6 protein-coding genes and 1 CRISPR repeat array are annotated in these 12203 nt (G+C 41.0%); all 6 genes read left to right on the forward strand.

Features of this window, described 5'->3' with window-relative positions; translation table 11 throughout:
• The first annotated feature begins 222 nt into the window (after positions 1-222).
• The 6 genes from QNM16_RS13220 (at position 223) to cas3f (ending at position 12202) form a co-directional block, all read left to right on the forward strand.
• Positions 223-2028 carry an ABC transporter ATP-binding protein gene (locus QNM16_RS13220; protein WP_284020925.1) on the forward strand — a complete coding sequence of 602 codons (1806 nt, stop codon included), beginning with the start codon at positions 223-225 and terminating at the stop codon, positions 2026-2028.
• Entirely contained in the window at positions 2029-3777 is a 1749-nt protein-coding gene (locus QNM16_RS13225; RefSeq protein ID WP_284020926.1) for an ABC transporter ATP-binding protein, read from the forward strand.
• Between the two features lie 244 nt (positions 3778-4021).
• On the forward strand, positions 4022-4300 hold the full coding sequence (locus QNM16_RS13230; RefSeq protein WP_284020927.1) for a hypothetical protein: 279 nt from the start codon (positions 4022-4024) through the stop codon (positions 4298-4300).
• A 208-nt stretch (positions 4301-4508) separates the two neighbouring features.
• Positions 4509-6036: direct repeats of the CRISPR family, unit length 28 nt; unit sequence GTTCACTGCCGAACAGGCAGCTTAGAAA.
• Between the two features lie 867 nt (positions 6037-6903).
• On the forward strand, positions 6904-7734 hold the full coding sequence (locus tag QNM16_RS13235) for a helix-turn-helix transcriptional regulator (RefSeq protein WP_284020928.1): 831 nt from the start codon (positions 6904-6906) through the stop codon (positions 7732-7734).
• A 95-nt stretch (positions 7735-7829) separates the two neighbouring features.
• Positions 7830-8843, forward strand: a complete 1014-nt coding sequence (gene cas1f, locus QNM16_RS13240; protein WP_284020929.1) for a type I-F CRISPR-associated endonuclease Cas1f — start codon at positions 7830-7832, stop codon at positions 8841-8843.
• Positions 8840-12202 (forward strand): type I-F CRISPR-associated helicase Cas3f, encoded by a 3363-nt coding sequence (gene cas3f / locus QNM16_RS13245; RefSeq protein WP_284020930.1) that lies wholly within the window; start codon positions 8840-8842, stop codon positions 12200-12202. The genes cas1f and cas3f overlap by 4 nt, the downstream gene beginning before the upstream one ends.
• Position 12203 lies beyond the last annotated feature (1 nt).

Here is a 12203-nt window from a genome sequence, read left to right on the forward strand (position 1 = left end):
TGAATAAATTAACATTGATAAACAGAGTAATCATTGTAATCTGAATTCAGTCTTTGTTACTGACTTTGCTTAAGGGAGTCAGAGGTTTGTTTGATTTATGACAAACTCACCTGAACAAAGTCAGTATTTGGAAGCGAGGCGATTGCATTACTTTGCTACTTTCATATTATTTGGCTAGCCGTTCGGCCCTGATTTAAATACGCATTTCAAGGAGCTGTTTATATGCGTTATGAGCCTTATGATACTGAGGAAAATAGAAGTCCTTGGTGGGTCTTGAGACAAATTTGTGCATCACATAAAGTAACACTAACCTTGGCAGTGTGCTTGATCACATTGGTCAGTTGTTTGCAGTTACTGCCTGTGTATTTGCTGTTTGTGTCGCTCAATGAAATATTAATACTTGCGGCTGCGTCTACTGAGAAGCTACTGTGGATTGCCGCGGGCTTAGTCGCAGTGATCATCGGTAAAAACCTATGTTTAGTTGGCGCTTATTACTTTAGCCATAAAATGGCTTTTAAAATTCTGACCGAAGTCAGGTTTAGACTTGCACAAAACCTATCCAGTTTTTCACTTCACTGGCTCAAAAAGCAAAATAGTGCTCAGCTGAAGCAACAATGTCTTCAAGATGTTGAGAAGCTCGAAAACTTCATTGCTCATCAAAGTGTTGAACTACTCAATGCCTGTTTAACGTCTCTATGTATTGTACTCGCTTTATTTATGATTGATTGGCGGTTAGCACTGAGCACAACTGCAGTGGTGTCAGTTGCGCTTATCGTGAGAGCTTGTTTTCTGAGTAAAACAGCACAACATTATGCAAAACTTAATGAAGTTGATGCTGCTTTTAATACCACATTAAGTGATTATGTAAAATACGCGCCTTTGATGAAGTTATACAACCTGGATAGTCAACGTTTCGCCATACTGGACAATCAGCTCAAGAGTTATCAGCAAGAGGTCCATGAGGTGGTTAAGCACACTGCACCTAGTTGGGGTCTGTATACTGCTTTACTTGGCTCTGTGTTTATTTTTTTATTGCCTTGTACTATTTGGTTGCACAGTAGTGGGCAAATCACATTGAGTCATTCATTACTGGCTTTGATGTTAGCTGTTGGCATTTTTGGGCCTGTGGTTAAAGTAAGTCGATTTTTTATAGAAATTAACGAGCTACTGGAAAGTATCCAGCGTATTACGCCGCTGTTTAGTGTCGAACCAAACCATCGAGACGAAGCGCCCATACAAGTCAATTCAAAATACCCCATGTTGCAATTTTATTGTGTAGATTTTCGTTATCATCAACATACAGTGCTACGTAATGTGCATTTTAAATTGCTTCCCAATGCCATTAACGTGGTTGTTGGTGGCTCTGGTGGTGGCAAGTCGACACTCGCGATGTTAGCGTGTGGATTATTGGTCCCAAGTGCAGGTCGAGTGCAGCTCTACGGTCAAGATGTATTTGGTTTATCTGATGGCGCGCGCGCGCAAGCTATGAGCGTGGTGACACAAGAAAGCTACTTATTTGAAGGTACTGTGCGCGATAATATTATATTTGGACGAAGTGGCATTAGCACAGAGACGCTTGATCATGCACTGGTGGCTGCACAGCTTAAGCCTTGGCTCAAACGCCAACGAGAAGGGCTTGAAACACCAGTGAGTGCTCAAGGTGCTAATTTATCTGCCGGGGAAAAAATGCGCATAGCCATAGCAAGAGCATTGTTAGCTGCACCACCTTTGGTGATCTTAGATGAGGCGAGTGCCGCTATGGATAACCTAACACACAGTAAGTTTTATCAAGGTTTAAAAGGTCATTACCCTAACACCACATTTTTAGTGATCACTCATAAGTATGTTGGCCTTGAAAATAGCGATCAAATATTTAGTTTGGTTGACGGTGAAATTGTCGCTCAGGGGGATCATGAATCTTTGCTAGCGCGCTGCGAACATTATCAAAAAGGCTGGCATTTACAGGGCGGTGAATCTAGCTCGGCCACACATTTTACACCTGCACCTATACTGAGTTATGAGATTTAAATGGATAGACAAGCAATAAACAGTATTGGCCGAATATTAGGTCATGTGAATGATGGGAAAAAGACGTTTTTATCTGGGGTAATCTTTAGAGGGCTCGAGCGCTGTATTGGTATCATCCCCATAATGTTTTGCTTTTATTGGATTCATACAGAGCAGAAGTTTGGTACTCTAGAGGGGGCTTTGTTGTCGTCTCCAATAGACTATTTCATCGTGTTAGTCGCAATTTTTGTGGCGCAATTATTGTGCGCTTATCTTGGTCAATTGCGCACCTTTACCGGTAGTTACCAACTGACACACGCATACCGTACAAAAGCGATAAATCACTTTCGGCAGTTACCTTTGGGGTATATATACAAAGCCCATAACTGTGAGCTTTTAGAATTGCTCAGTGCGGATATTAAAAAAGTTGAAAGTCTTTTTTCACATGTTTTACCAGACTTATTATCAGCGGCAGTCGCTTCTATTATCGCACTATTATTAATGCTGATCATTTCGCCGTTATATGCACTGGGGCTCTGTGTGATTTTGCCCTGTGCTTTTTGGGTGCTACACGTTGCCAAGGCAAGGTTTAATCGGGCCGCCAAAGCAAAAGTACAGGCTCATAAACATACTCGCAGTGTTATTACCGACTATATAGAGGCGCTTTGCACGTTAAAGTTATTTAACCAAACACGCCACTGGTTAGTCCGTGTGCAAAAGCAACTTAAGACAAGTAAGCAGCATAGTTTGCAAGTTGAAGGGTGGGGACCAGCGCCAGTGCTTGGCTTTCAAGTAATATTGAGTTTTGCTGTTGTGCTGTTTGTTATGATGTTGGCATTTACAACACCTGAAAATGGCACTGCTCATATAAATTTGGGCGTCATTATATTTGCCATGTTATTGCTGCAAATATTAGCGTTATTGAATGATGCAGCAGAGCAGGGCACGAGCTTAAAGCTGGCAGTACAAGCAGAGCAAAAAGTTGAGTTATTGCTTTGTGAAGAGGCTATGGAAGAGCCCTATAAACCGCAAGAGCCTGAGCAGTTTGACATCAATTTTGAACGAGTATCGTTTAATTATGATGATAAGAAGGCGCTGGAGCATATCTCATTTTTTGTGCCGCAAGGCTCAGTGACCGCTATTGTTGGAGAAGCAGGCTGTGGCAAGTCGACGTTAATCAACCTGTGTGCACGCTTTTTTGACCCCCAAAGTGGCAGCATAAAAATTGGCGGAATTGATCTTCAAGATATTGGAACTGAAGGCGTGCACAACCTTATCAGTATGGTCTTTGAAGACATGCAGCTAGTTGACGCCAGTATTTTAGAGAACATTCGTATCGGCAAGCCAGATGCATCGCTGGAAGAAGTACGTCATGTATGTGAGCAGGCGCAGTGTCTAGGGTTTATCAATAAATTACCAAATGGGTTAGACACGCCTGTCGGCGAAGGCGGGGTACGATTATCTGGCGGTCAGCGGCAACGCATTGCGATAGCTCGGGCTTTACTCAAAGATACGCCAGTTGTGCTATTAGATGAAGCAACTGCCTCACTAGACCCAATTACCCAAACTGAAGTTGTTAGCGCAATTAAGCATTTGCAAAAAGATCGTACAGTGATCACTGTGGCGCATCGTCTTGCAAGCATTGTGCATGCAGATAATATTTTGGTGATTGATGAAGGCAAAATTGTTGAGACTGGTACTCATCGTTGCTTACTTTCAATTGGTGGCTACTACACACGCTTGTGGCGTGCGCAATCACAAGCCGCGTAAAGGGGGTTGACAAGGTAGCAAATTGTGGGGGTTTTATACTGTTTTCTTACACAGTAACTGTAGGTAATACGCTCTTTAAAAACTTAGGAAATATACGCACAATCCAAAGTGAAATTTTATTATGTTGGATTGTATAAGTTATTCATACATAGTGTGCGGTTAAAAATAACTCAATTGTTAATTTTGTGTAATGGTGATAGCGTTTTATGGTTTTTATTTGATATAGGTGACTCAAGGAGAAATCATGAAAAAAGTACTACTTGCAGCGCTGAGCTGTTTAGCAATGAGTGCTGCAGCTATTGCAGCAGATACGCAATCGACCAATACTAATCAAACTTTAACGGTTGACGGTGTAACAGCAGCTACCTACCCAGCTCAGCCAACCATTTTAGACCTACTAACCCCATCAAATGCGTGTCAGGATCGTTGCCAGTATGAATATGAAGCCTGTGTTAAGTGGGCGCCACCTTGGACAAATTGTAATGATTTTATTAGACGTTGTATGAATAACTGCTCTAGATAAATCCGTCCATATAGAAAATGGAAAATATGAAAGGCCAGTAAAATGGCCTTTTTTGTGTGTCAAAAGGGTATCAAAAATACCTTTTGTTTTATGTTCATCAACAGAATGTTTAAAATCAATAAGTTACAAGTACCCTAAAAAAGAAGGTATTTTCCACATTATTTACCTAGGTGTTTGTATTTAAGTGTTTTTGTGTTAAAAATCTATAGTTCACTGCCGAACAGGCAGCTTAGAAAATACGGCGGATGCAGATTTAAACGAGCCTGGTGTTCACTGCCGAACAGGCAGCTTAGAAACAAAAGTCGGCACGTTCTTTTGGCTTACAGGAGTTCACTGCCGAACAGGCAGCTTAGAAATTCTTGCTTCGTTGGCCCGTTAGCTTCTGGTTGTTCACTGCCGAACAGGCAGCTTAGAAACAAAGAATCAATTCAACTCGCAGCTTTTGTACGTTCACTGCCGAACAGGCAGCTTAGAAACTTTGTTGGTTTCTGTTTCACTTGAAAATGCAGTTCACTGCCGAACAGGCAGCTTAGAAATCCACAACAGGCTAGAGCAATCAAGTTAGAGTGTTCACTGCCGAACAGGCAGCTTAGAAATATTTAATTCATTCGAGAGCCTACGTGCATCTGTTCACTGCCGAACAGGCAGCTTAGAAAATACGCGGGAACAGCGTTGCGGCCTTGCTCTTGTTCACTGCCGAACAGGCAGCTTAGAAATTCAACGTTAGTAACGCAGACACGCCCTGCCCGTTCACTGCCGAACAGGCAGCTTAGAAAGAATTTTGCTAAACGAGAGTCTTTAACTTTTTGTTCACTGCCGAACAGGCAGCTTAGAAATGACTTATTAAAAGTTTTAACAAATACCGAAGGTTCACTGCCGAACAGGCAGCTTAGAAATGAACCCTGCCTATTGATTGCTTTCATTCTGGGTTCACTGCCGAACAGGCAGCTTAGAAAGGTATTTGAGCAAGTGACATTAGCAACTGGGCGTTCACTGCCGAACAGGCAGCTTAGAAATATTGATGGCTTTTATATGTTGGCAGGCAAATGTTCACTGCCGAACAGGCAGCTTAGAAAGCTAGAGCATATCAACAATTATCTCATTTCTCGTTCACTGCCGAACAGGCAGCTTAGAAACGATACCACTTGAGATTTAACTTGCTCACTACGTTCACTGCCGAACAGGCAGCTTAGAAATATTAAAACTATGCCTAGCATAAAGTGCTGATGTTCACTGCCGAACAGGCAGCTTAGAAATATTACAACTGATGCTGAAACATATCATCGACGTTCACTGCCGAACAGGCAGCTTAGAAAAACATCACAGCAAGCGAGTGTCTATTCAAAAAGTTCACTGCCGAACAGGCAGCTTAGAAAATTGAATCGTTGGACCTGCAATATAAAAGGGCGTTCACTGCCGAACAGGCAGCTTAGAAATCCGACCGTATACATCAAGCGAGATTCAATCTGTTCACTGCCGAACAGGCAGCTTAGAAATATATTGTTAGAAGAAAGCCTACAAGAAACAAGTTCACTGCCGAACAGGCAGCTTAGAAATCCATATTGAGATTGAGTAAACACCACACTTTGTTCACTGCCGAACAGGCAGCTTAGAAATGCCCGACATCTGCTTGCATTGCTTCTGCTAAGTTCACTGCCGAACAGGCAGCTTAGAAATCTACACTTGAGGGAACAGTTTGATCTGTCGCGTTCACTGCCGAACAGGCAGCTTAGGTGATGAGGACCGAAACGCAGTTTCGCAGCGCGAGGAAGTGAGGTCATGGATGACCGATGTAACCAAGCTCCATGGGCGGGTATCGACTTAGCTTTGCCTTTAAAAAAGTTTCTTCACCACTACAGGTAGTTTGATGTATTCGTGATGAAATTTTGGGCTTAACAAGAACAAAATTAGATCCTGATTTTCAGCAGGATGACGGCGAGTAAAGAGGTATTATACAGGCAGCTTTGGTGCTTACCCACAAGTCTGCATATTCCCACACCCGTCATTCCGAGCTTGCCTCGGAAACCATTGGTTTTTCGATGAGAGGTCACTAGTAAAGCCTGTAAACACAATTTCCCTGTTAATTGAGCATCATGGAAATCGAGAACGAATCTCACTGATAGGTTTGTGAAAAATGGTATTTATTAAGGTGAATACAGCGAGTAACAACACAAGAAAACAGACACATAACAAACCTAAGAAAAATAGAGCTATGTTTAACAGTAATGTTATTAATGCCCCTATGATTGGTGCGCCAACTATCGCAGTAAGCCAGTCTTCGGTTAGCCATAAATAAAGCACGCAACTAACTGTATTTAATGGGTACAACTGATTTGATGAGAAGAAGATATAACCACGAGTGGGTATCATATCAAGTAAGTGAGCAATTTTATCCGTTGGCAGTCTATTCATTGGTAACTTAACTTATTTTTTCAGTTTATATGATTTAACTTAGCAGATAACAGCTGCTCTATGAATAGACTAAACCAGACTGTGAGTTAGTTAAAAAATAGCATGTTACACCTAATTTTTGTCGCTGATCAATGACTTCCTGTTTTTATTTTGATACATTTATTTCACTTTAATTTTACCAAAAGTGATTTATGCAAGCTAAGGAAGAGCAATATTTTAGGTATATTGAGGCGGTGTTATTTTGGCAAGGAGAGATCCAAACAGGCACTTTTCAAGATAAGTTCAAACTATCAAGACCCAGCGCAAGGCGTTACCTAACAGACTTTATCGCGCGCTATCAAATTGACGCGCATTATAACGAGTCTGAAAAAGCTTATGTATTGGCAACCCCCTTTACACCAAATTATATTTCCCAAGACTTTACCGAGTATGCTAATTTAATTGGTGAGCAGTATGTTCACAACCTAAGTACCTCGACGATAGCAACGCTTCCTTTCCCCCATAGAAAACTCAACCCCACTATTTTGCGGCCCATATTAAACGCTTGCCGCCGACAAAGTGTGCTTGATATTCGTTACCAGTCGATAAAAGAAGGTGGAGAAACAGAGCGTATTATTCGCCCACATACATTGGTGAACTCAGGCCTGCGTTATCACCTAAGAGCATATTGCGAAGACGCCAAAGGCTTTAGAGACTTTTCACTATCTCGCATCTTATCTGCGTGTCCTGAATTCAAATGTAAGGCACAAAAGTACAAACAAGATGATGAAGCATGGCAGCAGGAAGTCACGTTAACCATAATGCCAGATCCGCGTTTAAGTGATTATGCTCAGCAAGTCATTGCCCATGATTTTGATATGAGCGGCAACAAAAAACAGCTCAAAACCAACGTGGCGCTGCTTAATTATTTGATCAGTATTTTACGTTTAGATGTGCAACACCCAAGCCCAGAAGCTCAGCAAATTGTGATGGACCCAGATTGCTATCGAACTCTAAGAAAGCAAAAGCTACTTTGGAATTAAACACCTGTAAAAAACTTAACTGGTGATACGTGCAGCATTGAAGCCGCACATTGATAACGGTAGGTTATGTCTAAACCCAAAGGAAGTGGAAGACGATGGAAGACTTTAGCCCTAGCGATTTAAAAGCTATTTTGCACTCAAAACGTGCCAACTTATTTTATCTAGAATATTGCCGCGTAATGCAAAAAGATGGCCGTGTTTTATATTTGACCGAAGCCACCAAAGAGAACCTCTATTTTAATATTCCTATTGCCAATACCACGGTTATTTTGCTGGGTAATGGTACCTCGATTACACAAGCGGCGATGCGCATGCTTGCTCAAGCTGGTGTATTAGTTGGTTTTTGTGGCGGCGGCGCAACACCTTTGTACATGGGCTGTGAAATTGAATGGATGACGCCGCAAAATGAGTATCGACCAACTGAGTACCTGCAAGGCTGGATGGGATTCTGGTTTGATGATGAAAAGCGCTTAGATGCTGCAAAGCAATTTCAGCAGGCACGGATCGCATTTTTAAAGCAAGTTTGGCAAAAAGACCGAGACTTAAAAAGTGAAGGCTTTAACTTTGACGATAAAGCTATTCAAACCGCGCTGGATACCTTTTTTACGCGTACAGACAAAGCCAATAGTTCACAAGAGCTGCTGTTAACCGAAGCACAGCTCACCAAGGTACTTTATAAATATGCCGCAAACGCAACCGACAGCGAAGATTTTAAGCGCCAACATAAATCTTCCAAAAAGGTTGATATTGGCAAAGCCAATGATTTTTTGAACCACGGCAATTATCTCGCTTATGGTTTGGGTGCCTGCACTTTGTGGGTGCTCGGTATTCCTCATTCTTTTGCTGTGTTGCACGGTAAAACTAGAAAAGGCGGTTGTGTTTTCGATGTTGCCGATTTAATCAAAGATGCATTGGTACTGCCTTGGGCATTTATCTGTGCCAAAGAAAATGCCACCGAGCAAGAATTTCGACAGCAGATCCTACAAGCGTTTACCGACCACAAAGCACTGGATTATATGTTTGATCAAGTAAAGCAAGTTACATTGCAAGAGTTTAGTGAAGAGCAAATAGCCGCCATTGAAAATGATCAACAAGGTGACGCCTTATGATGGTCACATTTGTATCTCAATGTGAGAAAAACGCCCTCAAGAAAACCAGACGGGTACTGGATGCCTTCGCCAACCGCATTGGTGATAACACATGGCAAACCGTGATCACCCAAGATGGGCTCGATACCGTTAAAAAGATGCTGCGAAAAACCGCCAGTCATAGCACTGCGGTGAGTTGCCACTGGATCAGAAGCCGTGCCCGAAGTCAGTTTTTGTGGGTGGTGGGGAATAAAAGTAAGTTTAATTTAGAGGGCGTGGTGCCGGTTAATTATACTCATGTTGATGCCTCTGATTATTATGATTCTCATTATTGGAAAACATTTACTGAAATAAAACACGCAGCAGCAATAGCAGGTTTATTTCATGACTTTGGTAAAGCTAATGTGCTTTTTCAAAAGAAGCTGAAAGGGCAGTCGAAGATTTCTCATGAGCCATTTCGTCATGAGTGGGTTTCTCTAAGAATGTTTCAAGCATTTGTCGGCGATAAAAAAGATATTCAGTGGATAAATGCCTTAGTCCAACCAAATAAAAGTGATTTTGAATACTTTATTAGAGACGGCATTGATAAAGAAAAAGAGCATAGCAACCCTTTAATGGAGTTAACGGGTTTTGCTCGATTAGTAGGCTGGTTGATCCTTTCTCACCATAAGTTACCTATCTCTATAAAAAACGCTCCATTTTCAGAAACCGAGTATTGGCAAGAAAAGAATTTTTCCGCTTTATGGAACTCGCCTAAGTCAGCCAATGATGATGAGCAAGAAAGGTGGCAAGATAATTGGGCATTAACAGAGTATGGTAGCCCCGTAAATAGTTTTCATTGGTGTTCTAAAGCTTGTTTTGTAGCATCAGCAGCTAAAGCACAATTAAATTTCAATCAAGGTAAAAATTGGCTAAATGATGATGCTTTTACTACCCACCTAGCTCGGCTTTGTTTAATGCTGGCTGATCATACTTATTCTGCCAAGCCTGTTGAAGATATACGTTTGGATTGGCGTAGTGAAAACTATCCTATTATTGCAAATACGGAAAAAAATAAGCAGGGAGAAAAAGTAACAAAGCAGCAACTAGATGAGCATTTGATTGGCGTTGCCCATTACGCATCAAAAATCGCAGATGGCTTAATAAGGCTAAACAATGATTTACCACAATTGGTGCAGAGTAACGCACTAACGTCGAATGTTGATGGAGAGTATAAAGAGAAATTTGGTTGGCAAAATGATGCTAGAAAACTGGCTAAATCCTTAGGAAAAGAGACTAAAAAACATGGTTTTTTCGGCATTAATATGGCATCGACAGGAAAAGGTAAAACGTTAGCCAATGCCAAAATAATGTTTGCCTTAGGTCAAGAAAGTGGTCGAACGCGCTTTAATGTTGCTTTAGGTTTAAGGTCGTTAACATTACAAACAGGTAAAGAGTATCGTAAAGAGCTAGGTCTGACGGATGAAGAATTAGCTATCTTGGTTGGAGGCTCGGCAGTAAGTCAACTATTTGAAATGAAAGAGAAAGACGAAAGTAAAGTCACCATCAAGGATCAACCTAGCCTTGAAGGTAAAGGTAGTGAGTCAGAACAAGATTTATTAGATAAAGACTTACATATCGATTATAAGTATGCGGGTCAGCACCATAGCTTATCAAGGTGGACAAAGCACAATGATAAGATAGAAAAGCTACTTAATGCGCCGCTGCTTGTCTGCACTATAGATCATCTTATGCCGGCATGTGAGGGCATAAGAGGTGGCCAACAAATCCCAGCCAACTTAAGGTTATTAACCTCTGATTTAATACTCGACGAACCCGATGATTTTGGCCTAAAAGACTTACCTGCATTAACTCGGCTTGTTTATTGGAGCGGTATGCTAGGTAGTCGTGTATTGCTTTCTACTGCAACTATGCCACAAGCATTAGCTAATGCATTATTTAGAGCCTATAAAAAAGGTTGGCAGCAATTTGCTAACGCTAATATTGATAACTTTAATGGTGAAATAAGTTGTGCTTGGTTTGATGAGTTTAAAGTTAAAAGTGAGCTAATAACTGATGATAGTAACTTTAGGCAAGCGCATAGCAAGTTTGTATCAAAGCGCATTCAATTATTAGCTAAGGAAATACAGCCTAATCGTCTTGGCTACATATTGGATGTCATCAAGCAAGAGAACCATGACTGTATTTATCAACGCTACGCAAAAACAATTCATCAAGGTGTTTTAAAGTTACATGATGAACATGCTAATGATTATCACGGAATAAGCTTTTCTATTGGTTTAGTGCGCATGGCTAATATTAATCCTCAGATAGCGGTTGCCAAAGCATTATTAGCACTTACTAGCCCTAGCAATATCTGTATCCATTATTGTGTTTATCATTCTGCTTATCCGCTTGCTATCCGTTCTCACTTAGAGCAACAGCTTGATGTTTGCCTTAAACGTAATGCTAAAGACAGGTTATGGCCACCAAAGGAGCTAACTGATAAGTTAAAGCAATACCCAAACAAACATCATATTTTTGTGGTGCTTGCATCTCCGGTAGCAGAAGTAGGGCGAGATCATGACTATGACTGGGCAATAGTTGAACCAAGCTCGATGCGCTCGATAGTACAACTAGCTGGGCGCATTTTGAGACATCGAAGCATACTACCATCCAAGCCTAATATTTTTCTTTTAAGTCAAAATATCAAAGCATTAAAACAAGAGAAAATTTGCTTTGAAAAGCCAGGTTATGAATCTGAAAAAATTAGCCTTATTAGTCATGACCTTAATAGCGTACTGAGTGGAGAGCAGTATGAAAAAGTCGATGCAACTCACAGTATTTCACTAAAAACGCCTTATAAAAGAGACAGAAGTGGCAAATTTTTCAATTTAGTTGAGTTGGAATATGCAGCGCTGCAATACCAGTTATTTGAATTGAAGGATAAGCAAGATAAAAACCAAAAAGCCGCATCGGCTTGGTGGGACTATTCACCTCATTGGTGTGGCGAGATACAAAAACAACAACGATTTAGGCAATCACAAAAAGATGAGGCTTATTACTTATTTGTTGATGAAGATGGTGAACACCGCTGGCAATGGAAAAATGAAGACGCTTACCCAAATAAGTTTACGCTAGAGCTAAACGCTATAGACATAGATAAGATTGAAAATCTGACAATCGCTAGTGGCAATCAATTTTGGTTTGATTTAAAGCCATATCCAATTTATCAACAGTTAGCTGATTATTTTCAAATAGATTTAGAGCAGGCCACTAAGCGTTTTGCTGAGCTTAGAGTGGTTCTGTATCACGTTGATCCAGCGAAGACCTACCAATACCATTATCACGAAAATTTAGGCTTACACCAATTACCGAATAAAAAAACAAGAGATCGTTAAT

This window comes from Pseudoalteromonas umbrosa, assembly GCF_030125375.1.
GTDB lineage: Bacteria > Pseudomonadota > Gammaproteobacteria > Enterobacterales > Alteromonadaceae > Pseudoalteromonas > Pseudoalteromonas umbrosa.